A 26,280-nucleotide genomic window follows, 5' to 3' on the forward strand; every position below is an offset into this window, starting at 1 on the left:
TCCATGCATCTTCGACAATGGCGAATGTCGCCAACTGCAGTCGTAATATCGCTGCTACTGTTGCGGCCTGATCACTTCATCCAACTTGCATCCGAGCAATACTTGCTTTCTCCCGGAATTTTCCTGTCTACCTTCACCAGCCCGGTAAACGAGCGAAAGATAGGTACACCGTCGCGCAATAGTTGGTAATTAACTAAGGCCGAATCGTTTTCCTCCATGGGTTCTATATGTGAAGCAAAGGGCTTGATTACAATCTTCACTGGCTCCTTGGTCACAACATCTGTCACAACCTCAGTAAAGTTAAACACCTGTGTCAAAGGGTTTCCCGACCCGTTTAAAGAATCCCATGCCTGCCAATCCAGGCTGAGGACATCCGCAAGCTGAAACAAGTCATCGAAAGGAATTTCGATACGTACCCCTTCCCAGATAAACAAGGCTTCCGGATCGTCGGGATGGTTCTTGTAACATCCGATATATCCCCAGGCATCCGCATCGGGAAAAGTAACCTCCTTCAAAAGTTGCGGCGGCTTAACTATCGCAAAAGTCAGGCGTCGTGAAGGTGACGTAGTAGGGTTGATCGAACGTACTGTGTAGAAAAGCTCAAACGTAGCCACATCCGGAAGTTTCTCGGGAGCTACTGGAATACGAAACTCCGGTGCATCGTCCGCGGCCCCATACTCGCCAAAGGCGACGAAATCAGGGTTACCAACAATGAAAATTTCAACACGATCTTTATTCACGCCTGAAACAGGAAAGTTCGGCCAGCGGTCAATAATACAAACGATGCCCACCTGTTTTGCGTCCGGCGGCAATGTTCCGGCCGGGTCAAGCGGATCGACGCCTTCCACTCGTGGCAGGCTCAGAAGCACGCCGGGATTCAATGGATTGCTGGAGGTAGTCGGCGTTTCGATCGGCATGGAATTTCTCACTGGCTGGTCATCTAGGCCTGAAAGAAATTAAGCGCTGGTATTGGAAAGATGCCTACTGTCAGATCTGACAGGTAAAGCAACCGTTTGTCGGAAATCCATTTTGCCGTGACTGCTTCCGCTGCATTTGAAGGTTGACGGCTCAAGGTCAGATAGTGTCTTCTGAAACCGGTTTCAGCGGTATCCATGCCGTTAAAACGCTACATTTCAAAAATAAGGTCTGCCCCATTGAACGACTTCTCCGCCGCCCAGCGCAGCCGCGTGACCATGCTTGATGTTGCCGAACGCGCCGGTGTATCCAAGGCCAGCGTCTCGCGCTTCATCGGCGAAGACCGCGCGCTGCTCTCCGATGCCATTGCCCGGCGCATCGAGCAGGCGATTGATGAACTCGGTTACCGCCCCAACCAAATGGCCCGTGGCCTGAAACGCGGACGCACTCGGCTGATCGGCATGCTCGTCGCCGATATCCGTAACCCCTATTCGATTGCCGTGATGCACGGGGTGGAAACCGCCTGCCGTGCGCACGGCTACAGCCTGGTGGTGTGCAACACCGACCGCGATGACGAGCAGGAACGCCAGCATCTGGCGCTGTTGCGCTCGTACAACATCGAAGGGCTGATCGTGAACACGCTGGGCCATCACCGGGACGAACTGCATGAGCTGCGCCGCGAGATGCCTATGGTGTTGGTGGATCGCAAGGTCGACGGGCTCGACAGCGACATGGTCGGACTGAACAACTCGCAAGCAGTTGAAATGGCGCTCGCGCACCTTGAGCAGCGCGGATATCAGGATTTATTGCTGGTAACCGAACCGTTTGATGGCACCAGTTCGCGGATCGAACGGGTCAGCAGTTTTCAAGCGCAGATTGCCCAACGCTCGGCCCTGACCGGGGCGGTGCTGGAAACCGGCGATGATCTGAAGGCGCAACTTCAAACTTTTTTAAACACCCACGTTGACGGTCCGAAAGCACTGTTTTGCGCCAATGGCGTGGCGGCGCTGGCGGCGACTCACGCGTTGCGCGCACTCGGTGTGCGCTTGTTCGAGGATGTCGGGCTGATTGCTCTGGATGATCTGGATTGGTATCCGCTGGTGGGCAGCGGGATTACCGCGCTGGCACAGCCGACGCAAGAGATAGGCGCGCGGGCGTTTGAGTGTCTGCTCAAGCGCTTGCGCGGGGATGATGAGGTGGCGCGAATTGTGGATTTTGCGCCGGTGCTGATTGAGCGGGGTTCGACCCGAGGGATTGGCGGCGTCTGATCTGGCGCTTTCGCGAGCGGGCTCGCTCCCACAGGTGACCGTGTTGCAAATGTGCGGGCGAGCCTGCTCGCCAAAGGGCCTGCAAAAACACTACAGAATCACCTGATTTTTTTTGAACAAAAATGAAACCGGTTTCAGAGGTCAATAACAATGAATAAACCCGCCGTTTCCATCAGTCTGTCCAGCTACGGTGCCGAGCTCGTGCGCCAGCGTGGGCAGGATTGTTTTATCGACATCCTCGCGGCAGCCGGGGCGAATCGCATCGAGTGGCGTGAAGAGCTGCTGACCCGTGAAGACCCGGCGCAACTGGCTCAGGCTACCCAGGCGCAGGGCCTGCAAAGCATTTACTCCTCACCCACCGAACTCTGGCTCGCAGGGCAAGCGCAGCCAAATCCCGAACTGATTACCGCGCTGCAGCAGGCCCAGGCATTTGGCTCGAAATGGCTGAAAGTGTCCCTCGGTTATTTCACCGACAACTCTGACTTGCAGGCACTGGCCGAGCGACTCAAGCAAAGCCCGGTGCAACTGCTGGTGGAGAACGACCAGACCTTGCACGGCGGACGTATCGAACCGTTCCAGCGTTTCTTTACCGCCGTCGAGCAACACAACCTGCCGATCAAGATGACCTTCGACATTGGCAACTGGCACTGGCAGGACCAGTCCGCCGCCAGCGCCGCACGCGCGCTCGGCCGTCACGTCGGTTATGTGCATTGCAAAGCCGTTGCGCGCCGCGCCGACGGCAAACTGATCGCCGTACCGCCGGCCATCAGCGATCTGCATCTGTGGGAACAACTGCTGCGGCACATGGACCAAGGCGTTATGCGCGCCGCCGAATACCCGCTGCAAGGCGATGACCTGGTGCAACTGACCCGTGAACACGTCGCCGCCCTCGCCCGCCTCGGTCAATCGCGCCTGGAGCCTGCTCATGTCTGAGATCGATATTCTTTCTTTCGGTGAAACCATGGCGATGCTGGTCGCCGAGCAGACCGGCGATCTGGCCAAGGTCGAGCAGTTTCACAAACGGATTGCCGGGGCCGACAGCAACGTCGCGATCGGCTTGTCGCGCCTGGGTTTCAACGTCGCGTGGCTGAGCCGGGTGGGTAACGATTCGCTCGGACGCTTTGTGGTGGAAACGCTGATCAAGGAAGGTCTGGACTGCAGCCACGTCGAAGTCGATAAAAACCAGCCAACGGGTTTCCAGTTCAAATCGCGCAACGACGATGGCAGCGACCCGCAGGTCGAATATTTCCGGCGCGGTTCGGCAGCCAGTCATTTGTCGCCGAACTCCATCAGCGACAACCTGCTGAGCGCCCGCCATTTGCACGCCACCGGTATTCCGCCGGCGCTGTCAGGCTCCAGCCGGGAAATGTCCTTCGAGCTGATGACCCGGATGCGCAACGCCGGGCGCAGCGTGTCGTTCGACCCGAATCTGCGCCCGAGCCTGTGGGCCAGCGAGGGCGAGATGATCCGCCAGATCAACCGCCTCGCCGCCCTTGCCCACTGGGTCCTGCCGGGGTTGAGTGAAGGTCGCTTGCTCACCGGTTTCGACGACCCGGCCGACATTGCTGCGTTCTATCTGGATCAGGGCGCCGAGGCCGTGGCGATCAAGCTCGGGCCTGCGGGTGCTTATTACCGCACGCAGCTGGATCAGGGTTTCGTTGCCGGCGTGCCGGTGAGCAACGTGGTCGATACCGTGGGTGCCGGAGATGGCTTTGCGGTCGGCATGATCAGCGCCCTGCTCGAGCACCAGAGTTTTGCCGAGGCCGTGCAGCGGGCGAACTGGATTGGCAGTCGCGCGGTGCAGAGTCGCGGGGATATGGAGGGGTTGCCTTCTCGCTTGGAGTTGACCGCTGAATTCGCGAGCAGGCTCGCTCCCACAGGGGAACGCATTTCACATGTAGGAGCGAGCCTGCTCGCGAAGAGGCCCGCCTGATTACCGCAAATCAATGAACCTGCTGCGACAAAAACAACAAGCTCAGGAGTCACACCGATGAAAACTGCAACCCTCGCCACCCGCCGCTGGTGGTACATCATGCCGATTGTGTTCATCACATACAGCTTGGCCTATCTTGATCGCGCCAACTACGGTTTTGCCGCCGCGTCGGGCATGGCCGAAGACCTGATGATTACACCGGGTCTGTCCTCGCTGCTCGGTGCGCTGTTCTTTCTCGGTTACTTTTTCTTCCAGGTTCCCGGCGCGATCTACGCGCAAAAGCACAGCGTCAAGAAGCTGATTTTCGTCAGCCTGATCCTCTGGGGTGGTCTGGCCACGTTGACCGGCGTGGTGTCCAACGCCTATTGGCTGATCGTCATTCGCTTCATGCTCGGCGTGGTCGAAGCGGCGGTGATGCCGGCGATGCTGGTGTATCTGTGCCATTGGTTCACCCGTGCCGAACGTTCGCGGGCCAACACCTTTCTGATCCTCGGTAACCCGGTGACGATGCTGTGGATGTCGGTGGTGTCGGGCTATCTGGTGCAGCATTTCAGCTGGCGCTGGATGTTCATCATTGAAGGTCTGCCGGCGGTGCTGTGGGCGTTTATCTGGTGGCGTCTGGCCGACGACCGCCCGGCCCAGGCCAAGTGGCTCAATGAGCAGGAAAAACACGATCTGGAAAGCGCGCTGGCCGCTGAGCAGGTCGGGATCAAAGCGGTGAAGAACTACGCCGAGGCGTTCCGCTCGCCGAAGGTGATAATCCTGGCGCTGCAGTTTTTCTGCTGGAGCATCGGCGTCTACGGTTTCGTTTTGTGGCTGCCATCGATCCTCAAGGCCGGCGCGCAGATGGACATGATCGAGGCTGGCTGGCTGTCGGCGCTGCCGTATCTGGCGGCGGTGATCGGCATGCTCGCGGTGTCGTGGGGTTCGGACAAATTGCAGAAGCGCAAACGCTTCGTCTGGCCGCCGCTGCTGATCGCCTCCATCGCGTTCTACGGCTCTTATGCCTTGGGCGCCGAACACTTCTGGTGGTCGTACACGCTGCTGGTCATTGCCGGCGCCTGCATGTACGCGCCATACGGGCCGTTCTTCGCCATCGTCCCGGAGATCCTGCCGGCCAACGTTGCCGGTGGCGCCATGGCGCTGATCAACAGCATGGGCGCGCTCGGTTCTTTTGGCGGCTCGTATCTGGTCGGCTATCTGAACAGCTCCACCGGTTCGCCCGGCGCTTCCTATCTGCTGATGAGCGGCGCGCTGCTGCTGTCGGTGGTACTGACGATTTTCCTCAAGCCCGGCGCCAGTGATCGCGTCGTCGCCAAAGCCGCCGCCACACCGCGTGTGCCGGCGCATTCCTGAAAGGACTTTTGCCATGAAAAAACAGGTCGTGCTGTACAAGAAACTTTCGCCCGCGCTGATGGCGCGCCTGCAAGAGCAGTTGGACGTGACGCTGATCGAAAGCCTCGACGCCGATGGCCTCATGCAGTTGCGCGATGCCCTGCCCCGCGCCCACGGTTTGCTCGGCGCCAGTCTGAAACTCGATGCCGCGCTGCTGGATCTGGCGCCGCAGCTGGAGGCGATTGCCAGCGTCTCGGTGGGTGTTGACAACTACGACATCGAGTATCTGAACCGGCGCAAGGTTCTGCTGACCAACACCCCCGACGTGCTCACCGAAACCACCGCCGACACCGGTTTCGCCCTGATCCTCGCTGCCGCGCGGCGGGTGGTCGAACTGGCGAACATGGTCCGTGGCGGGCAGTGGAGCCGCAACATCGGCCCGGCGCATTTCGGCACCGATGTGCACGGCAAGACGCTGGGCATCATCGGCATGGGCCGAATCGGCGAAGCCTTGGCCCAGCGCGGGCATTTCGGTTTCGGCATGCCGGTGATCTACCACAGCCAGTCGCGCAAACCGGCGGTCGAGGAGCGTTTCGACGCACAATATCGCAGCCTCGAAGAGTTGCTCCAGCAGGCCGATTTCATTTGCCTGACCTTGCCGCTGACGGCGCAGACCGAACGCTTGATCGGCGCCGAGCAATTTGCGCTCATGCGGCCGGAAAGCATTTTCATCAATATCTCGCGGGGCAAGGTGGTTGATGAGGCGGCGATGATCGAGGCGTTGCGCAGCAAGCGGATTCGCGCGGCGGGGCTGGATGTGTTCGAGCGCGAACCGTTGAATCATGACTCGCCGTTGTTGCAGTTGAGCAACGTGGTGGCGACGCCGCACATGGGCTCGGCGACTCATGAAACGCGTGAGGCAATGGCGCGGTGTGCGGTGGAGAATTTGTTGGCGGCGTTGAATGGACAGCGGCCGGCGAATCTGGTGAATCCTCTAAACTGATCGTTGCTGATCGTTCCCACGCTCAGCGTGGGAATGCAGCCCGGGACGCTCCGCGTCCCTTCCGAAAGTTGGAACGCGGAGCGTCCCTAGAGGCATTCCCACGCGGAGCGTGGGAACGATCAGCAAGGCGCCGGGGCAGGCAATGCAAGACCCTCAGGCACTCCGCGCCTGCAACAGCTGCACCGCACACAACGCAATCCGCGCGCAGGCATCCGCCAGTTTGACCCGATCCACCACCAGCCCGATGCGAATATGCCCCGCCGCGCTCGGCCCGAACGCTTCACCGGCCAACACTGATACCCCGTAACCTTCCAGCAAGCGCTCGGCAAATGCCTGGGCGCCGAGGCCAGTCTGGCGCACATCGACCATCACGAACATGCCGCCATCCGGGCGAATCGGCTGCAACCCAGGGCAACCGTGCAAACGCTCGCACACCAGATCGCGCCGCAAGCGGTATTCCTCGCGCATCTGAGAGACTTCCGGCAGATCACTTTGCAGCGCCACTTGCGCGGCCTTCTGTACAAAATCCGGCAGACCGAAGAGCATGCTCAGCGACAGATTCACCAGATGCTCGGCCAAGGGTTTCGGGCCGATCATCCAGCCGATACGCCAACCGGTCATCGCATGGGATTTCGACAGACTGTTGATCGTTGCGGTGCGCTCGGCCATGCCCGGCAGGCTCGCCGGGCTGATGTGCTCGCCTTCATATAACAGCTCGCTGTACACCTCATCGCTGATCAGCCACAGATCATGACGAATGCACAGCGCTGCCAGCTCCTGCCAGATCAGCAAGGGCAAACTCGCGCCGCTGGGATTGTTCGGACTGTTGAGCAGCATGGCGCGCGTTCGCGGGGTAATGCGCTCGGCAACATCGGCCGGGTCGACACGGAAACCGTTCTCCGGGCGCACCGGCACCGCAATCACCTTGGCACCGCAGGCGCCAAACACACCTTCGTAAGTGACGTACATCGGCTCAGCGACGATCACCTCGTCACCCGGATCGAGCAGACACTGCGCCACCGAGTACACCGCGCATTGCGCGCCGGGCAGGACAATCACCTGATCAGGATCAACACGCTGACCACTGCGCTGGCGATGACGCTCGGCAATCAGCCTGCGCAGCTCAAACCGCCCACGCACATCGGCGTAATGGGTATCACCGGCCAACAGGCTATCGATCGCGCCATGGACGATCGGCAACGGCGTATCGAAATCCGGATCGCCGACGCTCAACAACAAAACATCAACGCCCTCGGCGCGCAGTTCCAGCGCTCGGTCGTGAATCTGCCAGGCAGCGGCACCCTCCCCGGCGATTCGTTGGGTCAAGGCTGAATAGCGCATGTACGTCTCCTGTTAGCGCGGTTTCCAGCCTTCACCGTATCTCAAATCACGAAACGCGCCACCATGGCGTTCAAATCCACTGCCAGTCGCGACAGTTCGTGGGTCGCGGCACTGGTCTGATTGGCGCCGGCGGCCGATTGCGTGGCGAGGTCGCGGATGTTGACCAGGTTGCGATCGACCTCACGGGAGACTTGCGCCTGCTCTTCCGACGCGCTGGCGATAACCAGGTTGCGTTCGTTGATCTGGTGAATCGATTGCGTGATCTGCTCCAGTGCCACGCCCGCCGCGCGGGCCATTTCCAGTGTGGACTGGGTGCGCTGATTACTTTGCTGCATCGACGAAACCGCTTCACCCGTGCCGTTCTGGATGCCGGCAACCATTTTCTCGATTTCCTGGGTCGACTGCGCGGTGCGATGGGCCAAGGCGCGCACTTCGTCAGCCACCACGGCAAAGCCACGGCCAGCCTCGCCGGCACGCGCCGCTTCAATCGCAGCGTTGAGCGCCAGCAAGTTGGTCTGCTCGGCGATGGCGCGAATCACGTCCAGCACTTTGCCGATGTCGCGCCCTTGCGCGGCGAGGCCTTCGATCATCTGCGCGGTGTTCTGCACGTCGTGGGTCATGGTCTGGATCGCGTCGACGGTTTTCACCACTTGATCGCGACCTTCGCGGGCGGCGTGGGTCGACTGGTTTGACGCTTCGGAAGTCGAGACGGCGTTGCGCGCCACTTCTTCCACCGCAGCGGTCATTTCGTTGACAGCAGTGGCGGCCTGTTCAATTTCGTTGTTCTGTTGTTGCAGGCCGCGCGAAGCCTCTTCTGTAACAGCGCTGAGTTCTTCGGCAGCGGCGCCCAGTTGCGTCGCGGAACCGGCGATCTGCTCGATGGTTTTGCGCAGGTTGGTCTGCATCGCTGCCAAGGCTTCAAGCAAGCGCGCCGGTTCGTCCTTGCCGTCGACTTCGATGGCTTTACTGAGGTCACCGCCGGCAATGGTTTGCGCAGCGAGCACGGCGCGGTTGAGTGGTGTGACGATGCTGCGGGTCAGCAACCAGGCAAGCAACACGGTGGCCAGCGCCGCGATGACGGCGACGATAATGATCCCGGTGATGGCGCTGTCATAGTTTTCACCGGCCTTAATGGCCGCCGCTCTGGCCCCGGCGGTATTCATGCCGATCAGCTTGTTGAGCTGCTCGCCCATCTGATCGGTGCCTTCCTTGATGCGGGTGTTGATCAAGGCACGCATTGCTTCCAGATCGCCCTGGCGCGACAGCTCAAGCATCCGGTTCTGCGCTTGCAGATAGTTATCGAGGGTGGTCGAAAACGTCTGGAAAACTGCGTGCTCTTCAGGACCTGCCGGCAACGCAGCATAGCTGGCCTGAGCTTTGCGCACCTTGTCGACCAGCACCGCGATGCGGGTTTCTGCCTCTTGCAGGCTGGCCGGTTCGCGATTGACCAGCACACGGAACGAGAGAATGCGCATGCGCAGGACGTTTTCCGTGACCACGCTGAGGTGGGTCACGCTTGGCAATTGGTTGGTGTCCATGTCGACCGACGCCTGACGAATGACCGTCATGCGGCTGACGGCGAATACGCCGAGGACAATCACCAGCAAGGCGATAAAGGCAAAACCGAGGAAAGCACGTGGCGCGATATTCAGGTTACGCAGGGACATGGTCGGACTCTCGAAAGAAAGAAACTACGAGCGTCCATGCCGTGAGCACTGGCCCATAGCGGGCGACAGTCCGGCGGCACTGAATTGTGGTTTTGTGTGCGCCTGACCGTTGTATCGGCCAGGCTTAAGGAAGGTTTCGGGTCTGCGGTAAATATTTTTCAGGACGTGGCAACAATCAAAAACTGCTCCGCTGCCCTTGGTAGGAGCTGTCGAGTGCAACGAGGCTGCGATCTTTTGATCCTGCTTTTAAAAGTCAAAAGATCGCAGCCTCGTTGCACTCGACAGCTCCTACATAGGCAAGCCGATCAGCGTTGGGCGGCGAGTTGCCAGACCCGAGCAATATCGGTGGCGCGTTCACGCAGCAGGCGCGGTGCTTCGGCGCAGGCTTGTTCGAGTGTCATCGGTCCGCTGGTCACGGCGAAAGCGGCGTCGATGCCGTGTTGATAGAGTTCCTGGTAGCCCTCGCCCAAGGTCCCGGCGATCACAATTACCGGCACAGCGTGTTGTTTGGCAACTCGCGCAACACCGAACGGCGTTTTGCCGCGAAGGGTTTGCGCATCGAAGCGGCCTTCTCCGGTAATCACCAGATCCGCACCCTTGACCGCGTCAGCGAGCCCGACCAGTTCCGCTACCACCTCGACGCCCGCCTGAAACTGCGCACCGAGAAAAGCCTTGGCCGCAAACCCCAGACCACCCGCCGCGCCGCTGCCCGGTTCATCGCGCACGTCTCTGCCCAATGCTTGCGCGCAGAGTTTGGCAAAGTGCCCCAGCGCCTGATCAAGTTGCTCAACCTGCGCAGGCGATGCGCCCTTCTGCGGGCCGAAAATGGCCGAGGCGCCGTGGGGGCCGCAGAGCGGATTGTTGACATCAGCGGCGATGTCGAAACGCACATCGGCCAGACGTCGATCAAGTCCACTCAGATCCAGTCGCGCCAGTTGCGCCAAGGCGAGGCCGCCGGGCACCAGCGACTGATTCTGCGCATCCAGCAACTTCACCCCCAGCGCCTGCATCGCCCCGGCGCCGGCGTCATTGGTCGCGCTGCCGCCAATCGCCAGAATCACCCGTTGCGCGCCGGCATCCAGCGCTGCACGAATCAATTCACCTGTGCCAAACGTGCTGCTGATGCAGGCATCGCGCTGTCCCGGCGGGACCAGTTGCAGACCGCTGGCCTCGGCCATTTCGATGATCGCGGTGTGGTTGTGCGGCAGCCAGCCCCATGCGGCTTCGACCGGCGCGCCCAGTGGACCGCGCACGCGGGTGCGGCGTAACTCACCTTCGCAGGCTGCGAGAATCGACTCGACCGTACCTTCGCCGCCATCGGCCATCGGGCATTTGATCAGCGTCGCCTGCGGCCAGACCTGGGCCAGTCCGAGGGCAATGGCTTCGGCAACGCCTTGGGCACTCAGGCTGTCCTTGAACGAGTCGGGGGCGATGACGATTTTCATGGGAGTTCTCCGGTTGCAGTGGCATTCATGCTGCCAGTCGGCCTGCGCCTTGACGCCGGTCGAGTGCACAAGTGGCGTCGGCGTTTATTGTTCATTTCCACAAAAGATATGTGTTGGTCGTACCGGCCTCATCGCTGGCAAGCCAGCTCCAACAGGGTTCTGCGGTGACTATGGAAGTTATGAACGCCTTCTGACCTGTGGGAGCTGGCTTGCCAGCGATGGCGGCCTCAAGGACAACTCATGGCAATGGATCAGTCTGCGGCAGCAGCTGCACCCCCAGATACAACGCCAGCATCCCGTCCAGCTTCAACGGATCAACCCCGCTCAACTCGGCAATCCGCTCCATGCGATAACGCAAACTATTGCGATGAATGCCCAACGCCTCGGCGCAGGCCTGGCTCTGCCCGTCGTGCTCGCACCAACTGCGCAGGGTCGCCAGCAACTGGCCGTTGCTGTCCTTGGCGATGACCTGGCGCAGCGGCTTGAGCAGTTCGTCCAGCGCATCATCGTTGCGATGACGCCACAGCATGACCGGCAAGCGATAACGATTGAGCGTCAGCAGTCTCGAATTCGGCAGCACGTCACGACCATAAGCGAGCAAATCGCCGACTCGTCGGTAACAGCGACGCAACCCGGCCAGACCATCCGCCTGCCCGCCGACGGCGATGCGCAAAATCTTCCAGCCGAGGCCATCGAGTTTTTCCAGCAGTCGATCGTGCTCGACGTTCTGGCTCGCAGGGCGACACCACAACAACGAAGACTTCGCCGAACTCACGCACCAACTGTCCGGGTAACGCGAGGTCAGCCACGCACTCAGTGCCTCGACGGTTTGCCCCGGGCCGTGCTCAAGACCCAGCTCAAACAAATACGGCACCCGGGTCAATTGCGGCTTGAGCCCTAGTTGCTGCGCCTCATCGATCAGACGCGGCGAATCCCCCGCCTCGCTCAGCAGCAACGCCAGCAGATCATCGCAACGCTGCCGTCGCCATTGTTGCTCGGCCTGCTGGTTGCGCTGGCCGACCAGCATTTCAGCGGTCATGCGCACCAGCTCGGCGTAGGTGCGCAATTGCTCCGGCTCGCCGGTGATGCCGAGCACGCCGATCAAGCGCTGATCGAGCAGCAGCGGCAGATTGATCCCCGGTTGCACACCTTTGAGATGCACCGCCGTCTGCGCGTCGATTTCCACCACACGCCCGTTGGCCAGCACCAGTTGCGCGCCTTCATGCCGGGTGTTGATGCGTTCCGGTTCACCGCTGCCGAGGATCAGGCCCTGACTGTCCATGACATTGACGTTGTACGGCAAAATGGCCATGGCCCGGTCGACGATGTCCTGGGCAAGGTCGTGATCGAGTTCGAACATAGCGGCGGCAATCCTTCAGTTCAGGCACGAACGGTTGTTCAGCCGCACAGGGTCTGGCGGCAAACCCTGTGCTCAGGCACAAAGACAATCCGGCCAAAGGTGGCCGAGACTCTCAGGGCGATCAACGTTACCCTTTGCATCGCAAAAAATCATAATAAAGAGAGAGCCGCTATGTCGCAGAGCGCCGCAGCTACCCAGACCATCGACGACGGTAAAAACGCCGTCTACAAACGCATCACCCTGCGTTTGATTCCCTTCATTTTCATCTGCTACCTGTTCAACTACCTCGACCGGGTCAACGTCGGCTTCGCCAAATTGCAGATGCTCGACGCACTGAAATTCAGCGAAACCGTATATGGCCTCGGCGCCGGCATCTTCTTCATCGGTTACGTGCTGTGCGGCGTGCCGAGCAACCTGGCATTGACCCGCTTCGGTCCTCGGCGCTGGATTGCCTTGATGATGATCACCTGGGGCACGCTGTCGACCTGCCTGTTGTTCGTCACCACCCCGACCGAGTTCTACACCCTGCGCTTTTTCACCGGTGCCGCTGAAGCCGGTTTCTTCCCGGGCGTCGTGCTGTATCTCTCGCAGTGGTTCCCGACCTTCCGCCGTGGCCGGATCATGGCGTTGTTCATGTCGGCAATCCCGGTCTCCGGTTTGCTCGGCAGCCCGTTTTCCGGCTGGATTCTCAACCACTTCGCCGCTGGCCAGGGTGGCCTGGCCGGCTGGCAGTGGATGTTCCTCCTGCAAGGCATTCCGACGGTGATCCTCGGCGCACTGGCGTATTTCCTGTTGAGCGACAGCTTCGCCAACGCCAAATGGCTGACCGCCCATGAACGTTCCGTGCTTGAAGCCGACCACGCCGAAGACCTCGCCAACAAACCGAAAACCGCCACCGACTCACTGCTTGCGGTGTTCAAGAACCCTGCGATCTGGGCCTTCGGCCTGATCTATTTCTGCATCCAGAGCGGCGTGTACGCGATCAACTTCTGGCTGCCGTCGATCATCAAGAACCTCGGCTTCAGCGACAACCTGGTGATCGGCTGGCTGAGTGCGATTCCGTACCTGCTCGCGGCGGTGTTCATGCTGGTCGTCGGGCGCTCGGCGGACTTGCGCAAGGAGCGCCGCTGGCACTTGGTGGTGCCGATGCTGATGGGCGCTGTCGGGCTGGTGATCGCGGTGAATTTCGCGGCCAATCCGGCGATTGCGATTCTCGGCCTGACCATAGCGACCATGGGCGCACTGACCGGTCTGCCGATGTTCTGGCCGGTGCCGACCGCCATGCTGAGCGCGGGCGCGGCGGCTGGTGGGCTGGCGCTGATCAACTCGATGGGGCAGATGGCCGGGTTCCTCAGCCCGTACCTGGTGGGTTGGGTCAAGGACAGCACGGGTTCGACGGATGCAGCGTTGTACGTGCTGGCGGCGGTGATCGTCGGCGGGAGTCTGCTGGCGTTGCGGATGACTCGGACGTTGCGGGCCTAATCAGACGCGCAGATCAAAAGATCGCAGCCTTCGGCAGCTCCTACTCTGGAATGCGTTCCCTGTAGGAGCTGCCGAAGGCTGCGATCTTTTTGCGTTTAAGCGGTGCAATCATGCATAGCGCCAGTCGACGCAACATCTATGCTGAATCTGCTGGCCTCTTCGCGAGCAGGCTCGCTCCCACAGGTTTTGTGCTTGGCTCCAGGATGTGGGAAATAATGAGCATCCGCTCAATATTCAGCACAAAAACCACGTATCCTGCGCGCCCCGTTCAACCATCACGTCGCGAGGACAGTTTGTCTAAAGGTATCGCTCTATCGGTTTCAGCCTCCGTGCTGTTTGCCGTCATGTATTACTACACGTCGCTGCTGACCCCTCTGAGCGGCGTGGAAATCTTCGGCTGGCGCATGCTTCTGACCGTGCCGTGCATGACGGTGTTCATGCTGGTTTCCGGGGAATGGCGGCGGGTGCTGGAGCTGCTTCGATTGATGGCGGCCAGGCCGAAGCTGATCGCCGGGCTGCTGGTTTCTTCCGCCCTGCTCGGGGTTCAGCTGTGGCTGTTCATGTGGGCACCGCTCAATGACTACAGCCTGGATGTATCACTGGGCTATTTCCTGTTGCCACTGGCGATGGTGCTGACCGGGCGGATTGCCTATGGCGAGAGCCTGTCTTACCTGCAGAAAATCGCGGTATTTTTCGCCAGTCTTGGCGTGTTGAACGAGCTGTATCAGGTTGGCGGATTTTCCTGGGCGACGCTGGTGGTCGTGGTTGGCTATCCGCTGTACTTCGTACTGCGCAAATACCTGAAAACCGACAACCTCGGTGGCCTGTGGGTCGACATGACCCTGATGCTGCCGGTCGCCTACTGGTTTGTGCAGGGCGGCGAACAGGGTCTGGCCGTGTTCGATCAATATCCGGGACTGATGTGGCTGATTCCACTGCTCGGCCTGATCAGTGCGTCTGCGCTGGTGGTGTATATCATCGCCAGCCGCTTGCTGCCGTTCAGTCTGTTTGGGTTGTTGAGTTATGTCGAACCGGTGCTGTTGCTTGCGGTGGCGTTGTTGCTGGGAGAGAGCATCAAGTCAGGCGAGTGGCTGACTTACATCCCGATCTGGCTGGCGGTTGTGGTGCTGGTGTTCGAAGGCTTCAAACACTTGATGCGCCAACGCCGCTCTTGAATGCAACACAAGACAAATGTGGGAGCGAGCCTGCTCGCGAAGTCGTCAGACCAGTCAACATGAGTGTTGAATGAAAGTCCGCATTCGCGAGCAGGCTCGCTCCCACAGGTTTTGTATGAAGCAAAAAAATCCCGGCCCTGCATTTCTGCAGGCCGGGATTTTTTCATTTCAGATTACTCGGTGGTCAACACACCACGACGCACCTGGTCACGCTCGATCGATTCGAACAGGGCCTTGAAGTTGCCCTCGCCGAAGCCATCGTCGCCCTTGCGCTGGATGAATTCGAAGAACACCGGCCCCATCAGGGTTTCCGAGAAAATCTGCAGCAGCAGACGCTTGTCGCCCTGCTCCGATGCGCCATCGAGCAGGATGCCGCGCGATTGCAGCTGATCGACCGGCTCGCCGTGATTCGGCAGGCGACCTTCGAGCATTTCGTAGTAGGTATCCGGCGGCGCGGTCATGAAGCGCATGCCGATTTTCTTCAGTTGATCCCAGGTCTTGATCAGGTCGTCGGTGAGGAACGCGACGTGCTGGATACCCTCACCATTGAACTGCATCAGGAACTCTTCGATCTGCCCGGCGCCCTTGGACGACTCTTCGTTGAGCGGAATGCGGATCATGCCATCCGGTGCGGTCATGGCCTTCGAGGTCAGGCCGGTGTACTCGCCTTTGATGTCGAAGTAACGGATTTCACGGAAGTTGAACAGCTTCTCGTAGAAGTTCGCCCAATAGGCCATGCGACCGCGATAAACGTTGTGGGTCAGGTGGTCGATGATCTTCAGGCCAGCGCCAACCGGGTTGCGATCAACACCTTCGATGAACACGAAGTCGATGTCGTAGATCGAGCTGCCTTCACCGAAACGGTCGATCAGGTACAGCGGCGCACCACCAATACCCTTGATTGCCGGCAGGTTCAGCTCCATCGGACCGGTCTCGATGTGAATCGGCTGAGCGCCGAGTTCGAGTGCGCGGGAATAGGCCTTCTGCGAATCCTTCACGCGAAACGCCATGCCGCAAACGGACGGGCCGTGTTCGGCGGCGAAGTACGAGGCGACGCTGTTGGGTTCGTTATTGAGGATCAGGTTGATTGCGCCCTGACGATACAGGTGCACGTTCTTGGAACGGTGGGTCGCGACTTTGGTGAAGCCCATGATCTCGAAGATCGGCTCCAGTGTGCCAGGAGTCGGCGCTGCGAACTCGATGAATTCAAAGCCCATCAGGCCCATTGGGTTTTCGTATAAATCTGCCATGGTGACGCCTCATCATTTCTTATCAATTAACCAGGGTTATTTGTCAGGAAAGTGATGTGGAGGGCGGCGCGCAGGAGATGCCACGCACGCTGCGCGCGAGGAAGTCTCCGTAGATCAGTTGAAACCCGAATATCTTCATTGTCGACCCAAGGCTCTTGCGGGCGAGGCTTCTGCTGCCAGAAGACGATTATTATTGTATGCGTAACCCGATTCTACACAGCGTAACCAGACCTGTCTGCCCTCTGTATAAAATCCTCTTTTTTACCTACGGCGCAAGCGCCATCAGCCATCTATTCTCCTCTCTGGCTCAATTGTTTATCGGGTCAGATTTCTAAACCACAGGATGTGTCCATGCCACTGACCCACCGATCCCGCCGCAAACGCAGCACCCGAATCGCCGTGACTTTGCTCAGCGGTCTGCTGCCAATCGTGCTGGGCAGTGGGATTCTTTATATGCAGGCAAAACGAACGCTGGAGCAAAGTGCCGGGGAAACGGCCGAACAAGCGTTGCAACAGTTCGATCTGATGCTCGACAACACGGCAGAAGCCGCCCGGGTTCTGCTGCCTCTGGCCGGGAAAAATTGCGAAGACGTGAAACTGGCCCTGCGCGAACAAGTGACCCGCCGCCCCTTCGTGCGCTCGACCAATCTGGTCTGGGACAACACGCTCTACTGCAGCTCACTGTTCGGGCAGTTCAAGGAAGCGGTCAATGCCGGGGACTATCATCAAGGCAAACTGTGGTTGATGAACGGCAATCCCGTCACTCCCGACACGGCATTGTTGATCTACCGCCTCAGCGACGGTCGTGGCGGCGCGCTGACCACGCTTGATGGTTATCACCTGAGCAACATCCTGCGCCTGATCGGCCGCCAGACATTACTGATGTTGCAAGTGGGCGATAACTGGCTGTCCGCCGACGGCAGAGTGCATCAAGGGCCCCTGCCCGCTTTGCCAGTCGCACATAGCATGCTCGAATCCGAACGATACGGTTTCAACGTGTCGGCGGGTTTCCCCGAGGGAGAAACCTGGCGTTACATGGCGGCCAATTATCCGCCGTTGTTCAGCCTGCTGATATTTTTCGGCGTGATCTCGGGCGCCATCGGCCATGTCGTGCAGAAACGCTCGAACTCGCCCAGTCACGAAATGCTTCGCGCACTCGAGGCCGGGGAATTCATTCCTTATTTCCAGCCGGTGGTTCACGGTGACAGCAAGCAGTGGTCCGGCGCTGAAGTGCTGATGCGCTGGAATCACCCGAAAGAGGGCCTCGTACGCCCGGATCTGTTCATTCCATTTGCCGAGCATTCAGGCTTGATCGTGCCGATGACCCGCTCGCTGATGCAACAGACTGCCGCCCTGCTGGGACCGCATTCTGCGGTCTTCGCCAAACCTTTCCATATCGGCATCAACATCACTGCCAGCCATTGCAAGGATCTGGAACTGGTCGAAGACTGTCGCGACCTCCTGGCGGCGTTTGCGCCCGGCAGCGTCGAACTGGTGCTGGAATTGACGGAGCGCGAGCTGATCGAACCGAATGAGATGACCCTGCAACTGTTTGAGCAATTGCACGCACTTGGAGTGAAAATCGCGATCGACGATTTTGGTACTGGCCACTCAAGCCTCGGCTACTTGCGCGCCTTCAAGGTCGACTTTCTCAAGATCGATCAGAGCTTTGTCGCCATGATCGGCATCGATGCGCTATCACGACATATTCTCGACTCCATCATTGAACTGTCGGCAAAGCTGGATCTGGCCATTGTTGCCGAAGGTGTCGAAACACAGGCCCAAGCCGATTACCTGACGGAGCATCAGGTGGATTTCATGCAAGGCTATTTGTTTGCCAAGCCAATGCCGGCAGCAGATTTCATCAGCGCATTAAGTGATCGTTAACTCATTAGCATAGCCCGTCCAACAACCGCACCAAATTGATACAAAAAGTCATTGTTGTTACATGGCGACAACATCAGGATTTACTCTTGTCGCATTAACTACTACAATTTTTTCAACCTGAGCCAGACTGACAGGTGAGCCAATTATCACCGAGTCGCTTCCAGGCTCTTGGCTTATAGCTTTGTTTGCGGTTGGTATCAGCCAAACACACTATTGGAGTAAAGATATTGTCCAGACTCGCTGAATTTCGCGCAGCTGAAAAGGCCCTTCAGGAACAGCTCAAACAGCTGGAGTCACTGAAGAATGACGCCGGGCTCAAGAAAGAAATCGAATTCGAAGAAAAGCTCCAGGGACTGATGAAAACCTATGGCAAAGGCCTGAAAGACATCATCGCCATCCTCGACCCGAACCCGGCGAAGTCCGGTCTGCAGGCTGCCCCAGCGCCGAAGACCCGCCGCGCCCGCGTCGTCAAGGTTTACCAGAACCCGCACACTGGCGAGCTGATCGAAACCAAGGGCGGCAACCATCGCGGCCTGAAAGCCTGGAAAGAACAGTACGGTGCGGCCACCGTGGATTCATGGTTGCGCGGTTAATCTGACGCCAACAAAAAGCCCTGCGCGATGCAGGGCTTTTTTATTGACAATATCTAACAAATGAAATGATTTTCATCGAACAAGTTAGAAAAATGTGTAACGTTACTGAGTCATCACGCTAAACATTTTGCTGCGCGATGTTGCTGCAAACGATGAATCAAACTTTGTGCTTAATCCTTTCCGGCATTCAAAACACCGCGAGTTAGTACGGACGTTTATAATTTCAGGCTGTTACGTGCCGCCTCTATGTCGTCGGCGCTCGCCTTATAAACCTCAGCCTGACCGGCATATGAAAGTACATAAGCCTTGTCTGTTTCCACGGCAGCCACCAGCGTTTGTGATAATACGTGCCGGCCGTTCTCGGTGATCGTGCAGGTCGTCTCCAACCCGGTCAATGATCCGAACGCAGCCGGATGGATTCGGTTGCAGACGCTCTGATAACCACTGCGGAAGAAATCCTTCTGGATGGATTTACGCATCTCCAGCAGCACGCCTTGCAAATTGACCTGATGCCCCGCCTCCACTTGCGTCATGGTCAACTCCATCACCATCACCTGATTGCCGTCGGCATCGAGCTTCACTGCCCTTTGCCGCGAGACTGGCGGCGCGGTATCCGGCAACACTTCAACCTTCCAGCCCGCTGGCCAGGTGATGCTCGGTTCGGCCATGGCCGGGAAAACCACGGCCAATGACAAAGCAAAAAAAACAAACACGGATTTGAACAGTCGGATCATTGCCGGACGCACTCGAAGGTAGAGAGCAAAGTCTGAGCCCCGCCCTCGCGCAGGGCAAGCCCGCCTTGCATTTGGCGATGCCGGCCGGCATGCGTATCATTGCGCCCATTCACTCGCCCATTGTTATTGGAGGGCCCATGAGCCTCAACGAACTGAACACTTTCCCCGGCGTGACCGCCACGCCAGACAGCGCAACCCGCAACTTCGTGTTCAACCACACCATGCTGCGCGTGAAGGACATCACCAAGTCGCTGGATTTCTACACCCGCGTCCTGGGTTTCTCGCTGGTCGAGAAGCGTGATTTTCCGGAAGCCGAATTCAGCCTGTACTTCCTTGCGCTGGTCGATAAAGCGCAGATCCCGGCCGATGCTGCTGCGCGTACCGAATGGATGAAATCGATTCCAGGCATTCTCGAATTGACCCACAACCACGGTACCGAAAACGATGCCGACTTCGCCTATCACAACGGCAACACCGATCCCCGTGGCTTTGGTCACATCTGCATTTCGGTGCCGGACATCGTCGCAGCGTGTGCACGCTTTGAAGAGCTGGGTTGCGATTTCCAGAAGCGCCTGACCGACGGCCGGATGAAGAGCTTGGCCTTCATCAAGGACCCGGATGGCTACTGGGTCGAGATCATTCAGCCTGCGCCGCTGTAAAAGCTGAAAGCCCCTACCCTAGCCCTCTCCCAGAGGGAGAGGGGACTGATTGCGGGATGTTGGAGAATTACGCCGACTTGAACGATTGGCGGTGAATCCATAATCGACCGGCTCTCTCAGGTCGATGGATGACTTCAGACACCTCGGTCGGCTCCCTCTCCCTCGGGAGAGGGCTGGGGTGAGGGGTGGCTTTCCACGCGCAATAAAAAACCCATGATCGCTCATGGGTTTTTTCGTTTTCGACCTGGCAGTTACGCCGGGGCCGAAGTCCGGATCAAGTGATCGAACGCACTCAGCGAAGCCTTGGCGCCCTCGCCCACTGCAATCACGATCTGCTTGTACGGCACAGTCGTCACGTCACCCGCTGCAAAGATCCCCGCAATGGAAGTCTCGCCACGGTTGTCGACAATGATCTCGCCACGCGGCGACAGCTCGATGGTGCCCTTCAGCCAATCGGTGTTCGGCAGCAGACCGATTTGCACGAAAATGCCTTCCAGCTCAACCGTGCGCAGTTCATCGGTAGTGCGGTCCTTGTAGCGCAGGCCGTTGACCTTCTCGCCATTGCCGGTGACTTCAGTGGTTTGCGCACTGGTGATCACGGTAACGTTCGGCAGGCTGTGCAGCTTGCGCTGCAGCACGGCGTCGGCACGCAGTTGCACGTCGAATTCCAGCAGCGTTACGTGCGCCACGATACCCGCCAGGTCGATCGCCGCTTCAACGCCGGAGTTACCGCCGCCGATCACCGCTACGCGCTTGCCCTTGAACAGCGGGCCGTCGCAGTGCGGGCAATACGCCACGCCTTTGTTGCGGTATTCCTGCTCGCCCGGAACGTTCATTTCGCGCCAGCGTGCGCCGGTCGCGAGAATCACGCTCTTGGCTTTCAGGGTTGCACCGCTGGCGAAGTGGACTTCATGCAGCTCGCCATTCTTGCCCGGGATCAGCTTGTCAGCGCGTTGCAGATTCATGATGTCGACGTCGTACTGCTTGACGTGTTCTTCCAGCGCCGTGGCCAGTTTCGGCCCTTCGGTTTCCTGCACGGAAATGAAGTTCTCGATGGCCATGGTATCCAGCACCTGACCGCCGAAGCGCTCAGCCGCGACACCGGTGCGGATGCCTTTACGCGCGGCGTAGATAGCGGCCGAAGCACCCGCCGGGCCACCGCCGACGACCAGCACGTCAAAGGCTTCTTTGGCGCTGATCTTCTCGGCCTGACGCTCAATCGCGCCGGTGTCGAGTTTGGCAAGGATTTCCTCCAGGCCCATGCGGCCCTGGCCGAAGTTTTCGCCATTGAGGTAGATGCTCGGCACAGCCATGATCTTGCGATCGTTGACTTCGTCCTGGAACAGCGCGCCGTCGATGGCGACGTGGCGGATGTTCGGGTTGAGCACGGCCATCAGGTTCAGCGCCTGAACGACGTCCGGGCAATTCTGGCAAGACAGCGAGAAGTAAGTCTCGAAGCTGAACTCGCCTTTGAGCGAGCGGATCTGCTCGATGACTTCAACGCTGGCCTTCGACGGGTGGCCACCGACTTGCAGCAGAGCCAACACCAGCGAGGTGAATTCGTGGCCCATCGGAATACCGGCGAAACGCAGACTGATGTCGGCTCCAGGGCGATTGATCGAGAACGATGGCTTGCGGGCATCGTCACCGCTGTCGATCAGAGTAATCTGGCTCGAAAGACTGGCAACGTCTTTCAGCAGGTCCAGCATTTCACGGGATTTCGCACCGTCGTCGAGGGATGCAACGATCTCGATCGGTTGGGTGACCCGTTCCAGGTACGATTTCAACTGGGCTTTAAGATTGGCGTCCAACATACGGGCGATTTCCTTTATTTGAGGCGAAAAAAAGCCCGAGCGAATCTCGCCCGGGCATTTTTATTGGGCGGTGCAGCTAACTTAAGAAGGTGCGGCGTGCCGCCCTGCGTTGCATGGCACAGACTTAGATCTTGCCGACCAGGTCCAGCGACGGAGCCAGAGTGGCCTCGCCTTCTTTCCACTTGGCCGGGCAAACTTCGCCTGGGTGTGCAGCGACGTACTGAGCAGCCTTGATCTTGCGCAGCAGCTCGGAAGCGTCACGGCCAACGCCGCCATCGTTCAGTTCAACGATTTTGATCTGGCCTTCAGGGTTGATCACGAAGGTGCCACGGTCAGCCAGACCAGCTTCTTCGATCAGCACGTCGAAGTTGCGGGAGATGACGTGGGTAGGGTCGCCGATCATGGTGTATTCGATTTTGCCGATGGCTGGCGAAGTGTTGTGCCAGGCAGCGTGAGCAAAGTGGGTGTCGGTCGAAACGCTGTAGATTTCCACGCCCAGCTTCTTGAACTCAGCGTAGTTGTCAGCCAGGTCTTCCAGCTCGGTTGGGCACACGAAGGTGAAGTCGGCTGGGTAGAAGAACACTACGGACCACTTGCCTTTCAAGTCAGCATCCGAGACTTGAACGAAGTCGCCGTTTTTGAACGCGGTAGCTTTGAACGGTTTTACTTGGCTGTTGATGATAGGCATCGATGACTCTCCGTCAGGGGTTATGAAGTTGATGGGTGAATCCTACCCACTCACTCGACGGAAGGCTCATTGGCAAACCTGATACTGCTGATTTGTTTTCGCTATTAGCTGACTGTATTAATAGAAGAAAACGATCTCTACGGCTGATCCGGCTTATCCATAATCCGAGCCATTCCCTGGAATGGGCTGACCTCAACATAGCGCATGGCGGATTTCATGTCCTTCCAGCCAACGTAGCTCATCAGCGATTTCAGGTCCCAGCCGCTTTGATGCGCCCATGTGGCAAAACCACGCCGCAGTGAATGGCTGGTGTAGTTGGCGGCGGCAATCCCGGCGCGCTGCAACGCCTGGCGGAGCAGCGGAATGATGCTGTTGGCGTGCAGGCCCTCTTCGCTCAGATTGCCCCAGCGATCAATGCTGCGGAACACCGCGCCGCGTACCAGCGCAGCCTCTGTAATCCAATCGATATAGGCCTGCACCGGGCACAGCTTCAGCAGCGCCGGGGCCTGGTAGGTCTGCCCGAGGTTCTCCCGGTCGCCCTTGCTGCGCGGCAGATACAGAGTGATGCCCTTGCCAGCGCTCGCCTGCACATGCTCGATTTGCAAACGGCACAATTCGTCGCTGCGAAAGCCGCGCCAGAAGCCCAACAGAATCAGCGCGCGATCCCGATACGCCTTGAGCAAGGTCGGGCGGTCCTGTTCTTCCCGGGCCGTCTGCGCCTCCTGTTCAAGCCAATCGATCACGCGCTGCAGATCCTGCAATTGCAGCGGCTCAGCCTGTTTTTCCTGCGCCGGGTGCAAAGCGCGAATGCCCTTGAACACCTTGCGCACCACTGGCGCCTTGGTCGGATCGGCAAAACCCTGACTGTTGTGCCACTGCGCCAGCGCCGACAGACGCAGCTTCAGCGTGTTGATCGATAGCACGCCAGCGTGCGCCACCAGATAGCGCGCAACGCTGTCGGCAGTAGCCGGCAGAAATCCGCCCCACGTCACCTCGAAGTGCTCGATCGCCATGCGATAGCTGCGGCGAGTGTTGTCCCGGGTGGCGGCTTGCAGATATCGATCAATGTCGCTCATGGGCAGTTTTCTCGCTGGCGTACGGGTTCAGGCATGCAGATGCGCATTTTGCCCCCTGACATTGGGTAATACCAGTATATCCCGCCTGTTTTACCTTAACGATTTACCTATATTTTCAGCATGGTACACTGTGTACTTCAGTGGCATGTACCACAGTACGTAAACGTAGGAGTTCACATGGCCCGTGGCGGCATTACCAAAGCACTGGTGCAAATCGCACGCACAGCGATCCTGGCTCGCGGCGAACACCCAAGCATCGATGCAGTACGCATTGAAATGGGCAACACCGGCTCGAAAACCACGATCCATCGCTATCTGAAAGAACTGGACGACGGTGCCCAGCCGAATGAGGCGTCGGCAGAACCGATCGATGATGAGCTCACCGCCCTCGTCTCTCGACTCGCCCAGCGTCTGAAAGAACAGGCGCAGGAGCCCATTGAGCAAGCCCGCGAACAGTTCGAGGAGCAACGCGAAGCACTGGAAACCGAACTGAAACAGGTTCGCCAGGCGCTGGAAAAACTCGAGCACGACCACGAGATTCAAGGCGCCGCGCTGCAACGCGAATCCGAAGCGCTGAGCAACACCCGCTCGATGCTGCAAACCGAACAGACGCGCAACGCCGGCCTCAACCAGGCATTGGCCGACTTTGAATTGCGCTTGCAGGACAAGGACGAACAGATCCGCTCACTGGAAGAAAAACACCTGCACGCCCGCGATGCGCTTGAGCATTACCGTAACGCCACCAAGGAACAGCGCGAGCAGGAGCAGGCCCGCCATGAAGGGCAACTTCAGCAGATACAGGCAGAATTGCGTCAAGCCCAGCAGAGCGCGTTGGTGCGCCAGGACGAGATCACGCAGTTGCACCGCGACAACGAACGCCTGCTTACCGAAAACCGTGGCACCCAGCGCGAGCTGAATCTTGTGCAGGATCAGCTCAAGCACAGCAATCAGCGTCAGGATCAGTTGCTCGAGCAGGCCACGCGCATGGACAGCGAGCGCACCCTCCTCCAGGAACGTCTGCGCGTGGCGGCACTGGAAAGCCAAGCGCTCAAGCAGAGCGTCGACGAACAAACGCAGCTCAATCAGTCATTGGAAAAGGAATTGCTCAAGGTTCAGGCAAGCCTTGAAGACAGCCAGCGTCTGGCGGCTACCGTTGCGGCAGCGCCAGACTCGGCCAAAGCGACAGACGCTTAAGCGCTGACCGGCGTACGCATGGTGACGAACTCTTCGGCGGCCGTCGGGTGCACCCCGATGGTGTCGTCGAAGTCGCGCTTGGTCGCGCCGGCCTTCAAGGCGATCGCCAGACCTTGCACGATCTCGCCAGCGTCCGGGCCGACCATGTGGCAGCCAAGCACCCTGTCGGTTTTGGCGTCGACCACCAACTTCATCAGGGTTTTCTCCTGGCAGTCAGTCAAGGTTAGCTTCATCGGCCGGAAGCGACTCTCGAAAATAACCACCTCGTGGCCGCATTCGCGCGCTTCTTCTTCGCTCAAACCGACCGTACCGATGTTCGGCAGGCTGAACACGGCGGTCGGAATCATCTTGTAGTCCACCGGACGGTATTGCTCCGGCTTGAACAGACGCCGCGCCACGGCCATGCCTTCAGCGAGCGCGACCGGTGTCAGCTGCACGCGACCAATGACGTCGCCCAGCGCCAGAATCGACGGCTCGGTGGTTTGATACTCGTCGTCGACTTTGATAAAGCCCTTGTCGTCGAGCTGCACATCGGTGTTTTCCAGGCCCAGATTGTCCAGCATCGGACGGCGGCCGGTGGCGTAGAACACGCAGTCGGCTTCGAGTACGCGACCATCCTTGAGCGTCGCCTTCAAGCTACCGTCGGCCTGCTTGTCGATGCGCGCAATGTCGGCATTGAATTGCAGATCGAGGCCACGCTTGGTCAACTCCTCTTGCAGATGCTTGCGCACCGCACCGTCGAAGCCGCGCAGGAACAGATCGCCGCGATACAGCAGCGTGGTGTTGGCGCCGAGGCCATGGAAAATTCCGGCGAACTCGACGGCAATATAACCGCCGCCGACCACCAGCACACGCTTGGGCAGCTCTTTGAGGAAGAACGCTTCATTCGAACCGATCGCATGCTCATGCCCCGGAATTTCAGGGATCTGCGGCCAGCCGCCGGTGGCGATCAGAATGTGCTTTGCGGTGAAGCGCTCGCCATTAACCTCGACCTCGTGCGGCCCGACGATTTTCGCGTGCGCCTCGTGCAGGGTCACGCCGCTGTTGACCAGCAGATTGCGATAAATGCCGTTAAGGCGATTGATCTCGCGATCCTTGTTGGCGATCAGCGTGGCCCAGTCGAAGTTGGCTTCGCCCAGGTTCCAGCCGAAACCGGACGCCTGCTCGAAGTCCTCGGCAAAGTGCGCGCCGTAGACCAACAGCTTTTTCGGCACGCAGCCGACGTTGACGCAGGTGCCGCCCAGGTAACGGCTTTCGGCCACCGCCACTTTCGCCCCGAAGCCTGCGGCAAACCGCGCAGCCCGCACACCGCCGGAACCGGCACCAATCACATAAAGGTCAAAATCGTAGGCCATTTCTATCTCCTCGGCAGGCCATCAGCATACCCGCAGCCATTCATTGGGCAAGCACTGCCATCCATATAAGGGCGGAAAATGAAAAAGCCACCCGAAGGTGGCTTTC

22 protein-coding genes are annotated in these 26,280 nt (G+C 59.0%); 11 read left to right on the forward strand and 11 right to left on the reverse strand.

Annotated features, from left to right (window positions below):
- Positions 1–71: 71 nt before the first annotated feature.
- Positions 72–917, reverse strand: coding sequence for a hypothetical protein (locus tag J2Y39_RS07085; RefSeq protein WP_310216261.1), 846 nt, complete (start codon positions 915–917; stop codon positions 72–74).
- Between the two features lie 237 nt (positions 918–1,154).
- On the opposite strand from J2Y39_RS07085, the gene J2Y39_RS07090 reads away from it, so the two are divergent.
- From J2Y39_RS07090 to J2Y39_RS07110, 5 genes are all read left to right on the forward strand, one after another.
- Positions 1,155–2,183 (forward strand): LacI family DNA-binding transcriptional regulator, encoded by a 1,029-nt coding sequence (locus J2Y39_RS07090; protein ID WP_310216262.1) that lies wholly within the window; start codon positions 1,155–1,157, stop codon positions 2,181–2,183.
- 150 nt (positions 2,184–2,333) lie between these two features.
- The gene (locus J2Y39_RS07095; RefSeq protein WP_252878284.1) at positions 2,334–3,116 is read left to right on the forward strand and encodes a sugar phosphate isomerase/epimerase; all 783 of its coding nucleotides are present in this window, start codon (positions 2,334–2,336) and stop codon (positions 3,114–3,116) included.
- Positions 3,109–4,116 (forward strand): sugar kinase, encoded by a 1,008-nt coding sequence (locus J2Y39_RS07100; RefSeq protein ID WP_252884303.1) that lies wholly within the window; start codon positions 3,109–3,111, stop codon positions 4,114–4,116. Before J2Y39_RS07095 ends, J2Y39_RS07100 begins: the two co-directional genes overlap by 8 nt.
- A gap of 57 nt (positions 4,117–4,173) precedes the next feature.
- Positions 4,174–5,472 carry an MFS transporter gene (locus J2Y39_RS07105; RefSeq protein ID WP_186569106.1) on the forward strand — a complete coding sequence of 433 codons (1,299 nt, stop codon included), beginning with the start codon at positions 4,174–4,176 and terminating at the stop codon, positions 5,470–5,472.
- Positions 5,473–5,485: 13 nt separating this feature from the next.
- Complete coding sequence (locus tag J2Y39_RS07110) at positions 5,486–6,454, forward strand: D-glycerate dehydrogenase (protein ID WP_310216269.1); 969 nt, start codon at positions 5,486–5,488, stop codon at positions 6,452–6,454.
- 153 nt (positions 6,455–6,607) lie between these two features.
- Here the strand turns inward: J2Y39_RS07110 and J2Y39_RS07115 are convergent, their stop codons facing one another.
- The 4 genes from J2Y39_RS07115 to J2Y39_RS07130 all read right to left on the reverse strand — a co-directional run bounded on the left by J2Y39_RS07115 (position 6,608) and on the right by J2Y39_RS07130 (position 12,267).
- On the reverse strand, positions 6,608–7,795 hold the full coding sequence (locus tag J2Y39_RS07115) for a pyridoxal phosphate-dependent aminotransferase (protein ID WP_252876395.1): 1,188 nt from the start codon (positions 7,793–7,795) through the stop codon (positions 6,608–6,610).
- Between the two features lie 41 nt (positions 7,796–7,836).
- Positions 7,837–9,462: a methyl-accepting chemotaxis protein gene (locus J2Y39_RS07120; protein WP_310216274.1), complete on the reverse strand. Its 1,626-nt coding sequence runs from the start codon at positions 9,460–9,462 to the stop codon at positions 7,837–7,839.
- 305 nt (positions 9,463–9,767) lie between these two features.
- Positions 9,768–10,907 carry a glycerate kinase gene (locus tag J2Y39_RS07125; protein ID WP_310216278.1) on the reverse strand — a complete coding sequence of 380 codons (1,140 nt, stop codon included), beginning with the start codon at positions 10,905–10,907 and terminating at the stop codon, positions 9,768–9,770.
- A gap of 238 nt (positions 10,908–11,145) precedes the next feature.
- Complete coding sequence (locus J2Y39_RS07130; protein ID WP_150635138.1) at positions 11,146–12,267, reverse strand: sugar diacid recognition domain-containing protein; 1,122 nt, start codon at positions 12,265–12,267, stop codon at positions 11,146–11,148.
- Positions 12,268–12,438: 171 nt separating this feature from the next.
- Here J2Y39_RS07130 and J2Y39_RS07135 point away from each other — a divergent pair, with 171 nt between their 5' ends.
- Both J2Y39_RS07135 and rarD read left to right on the forward strand, forming a co-directional pair.
- Positions 12,439–13,749 carry an MFS transporter gene (locus J2Y39_RS07135; RefSeq protein WP_039762752.1) on the forward strand — a complete coding sequence of 437 codons (1,311 nt, stop codon included), beginning with the start codon at positions 12,439–12,441 and terminating at the stop codon, positions 13,747–13,749.
- Between the two features lie 293 nt (positions 13,750–14,042).
- The gene (gene rarD, locus J2Y39_RS07140; RefSeq protein WP_310216282.1) at positions 14,043–14,924 is read left to right on the forward strand and encodes an EamA family transporter RarD; all 882 of its coding nucleotides are present in this window, start codon (positions 14,043–14,045) and stop codon (positions 14,922–14,924) included.
- A gap of 173 nt (positions 14,925–15,097) precedes the next feature.
- On the opposite strand, the gene hppD is transcribed toward rarD, so the two are convergent.
- The gene (gene hppD, locus J2Y39_RS07145; protein ID WP_016774910.1) at positions 15,098–16,174 is read right to left on the reverse strand and encodes a 4-hydroxyphenylpyruvate dioxygenase; all 1,077 of its coding nucleotides are present in this window, start codon (positions 16,172–16,174) and stop codon (positions 15,098–15,100) included.
- 351 nt (positions 16,175–16,525) lie between these two features.
- Here hppD and J2Y39_RS07150 point away from each other — a divergent pair, with 351 nt between their 5' ends.
- A complete protein-coding gene (locus J2Y39_RS07150; protein WP_310216284.1) occupies positions 16,526–18,061 on the forward strand; it encodes an EAL domain-containing protein in 1,536 nt (511 codons plus the stop codon).
- Between the two features lie 227 nt (positions 18,062–18,288).
- The gene (locus J2Y39_RS07155) at positions 18,289–18,654 is read left to right on the forward strand and encodes a histone-like nucleoid-structuring protein, MvaT/MvaU family (protein ID WP_041480175.1); all 366 of its coding nucleotides are present in this window, start codon (positions 18,289–18,291) and stop codon (positions 18,652–18,654) included.
- Between the two features lie 215 nt (positions 18,655–18,869).
- Here J2Y39_RS07155 and J2Y39_RS07160 read toward each other — a convergent pair whose 3' ends face one another.
- Entirely contained in the window at positions 18,870–19,388 is a 519-nt protein-coding gene (locus tag J2Y39_RS07160) for a DUF4946 domain-containing protein (RefSeq protein ID WP_095180140.1), read from the reverse strand.
- Between the two features lie 137 nt (positions 19,389–19,525).
- On the opposite strand from J2Y39_RS07160, the gene gloA reads away from it, so the two are divergent.
- Entirely contained in the window at positions 19,526–20,047 is a 522-nt protein-coding gene (gloA, locus tag J2Y39_RS07165; protein WP_039762746.1) for a lactoylglutathione lyase, read from the forward strand.
- Between the two features lie 251 nt (positions 20,048–20,298).
- Here the strand turns inward: gloA and ahpF are convergent, their stop codons facing one another.
- From ahpF to J2Y39_RS07180, 3 genes are all read right to left on the reverse strand, one after another.
- Positions 20,299–21,861: an alkyl hydroperoxide reductase subunit F gene (ahpF, locus tag J2Y39_RS07170; RefSeq protein WP_095180141.1), complete on the reverse strand. Its 1,563-nt coding sequence runs from the start codon at positions 21,859–21,861 to the stop codon at positions 20,299–20,301.
- A 124-nt stretch (positions 21,862–21,985) separates the two neighbouring features.
- Positions 21,986–22,549: an alkyl hydroperoxide reductase subunit C gene (gene ahpC, locus J2Y39_RS07175; RefSeq protein WP_016774916.1), complete on the reverse strand. Its 564-nt coding sequence runs from the start codon at positions 22,547–22,549 to the stop codon at positions 21,986–21,988.
- 137 nt (positions 22,550–22,686) lie between these two features.
- On the reverse strand, positions 22,687–23,625 hold the full coding sequence (locus J2Y39_RS07180) for a site-specific integrase (RefSeq protein WP_150635134.1): 939 nt from the start codon (positions 23,623–23,625) through the stop codon (positions 22,687–22,689).
- Between the two features lie 177 nt (positions 23,626–23,802).
- On the opposite strand from J2Y39_RS07180, the gene J2Y39_RS07185 reads away from it, so the two are divergent.
- A complete protein-coding gene (locus tag J2Y39_RS07185; protein ID WP_310216290.1) occupies positions 23,803–24,819 on the forward strand; it encodes a DNA-binding protein in 1,017 nt (338 codons plus the stop codon).
- On the opposite strand, the gene gorA is transcribed toward J2Y39_RS07185, so the two are convergent.
- On the reverse strand, positions 24,816–26,174 hold the full coding sequence (gene gorA, locus J2Y39_RS07190) for a glutathione-disulfide reductase (protein ID WP_056789635.1): 1,359 nt from the start codon (positions 26,172–26,174) through the stop codon (positions 24,816–24,818). The genes J2Y39_RS07185 and gorA overlap by 4 nt on opposite strands.
- Positions 26,175–26,280 lie beyond the last annotated feature (106 nt).

Origin of the sequence: Pseudomonas sp. 2957 (assembly GCF_031456345.1) — a bacterium.
Taxonomy (GTDB): Bacteria; Pseudomonadota; Gammaproteobacteria; order Pseudomonadales; family Pseudomonadaceae; genus Aquipseudomonas; species Aquipseudomonas siliginis.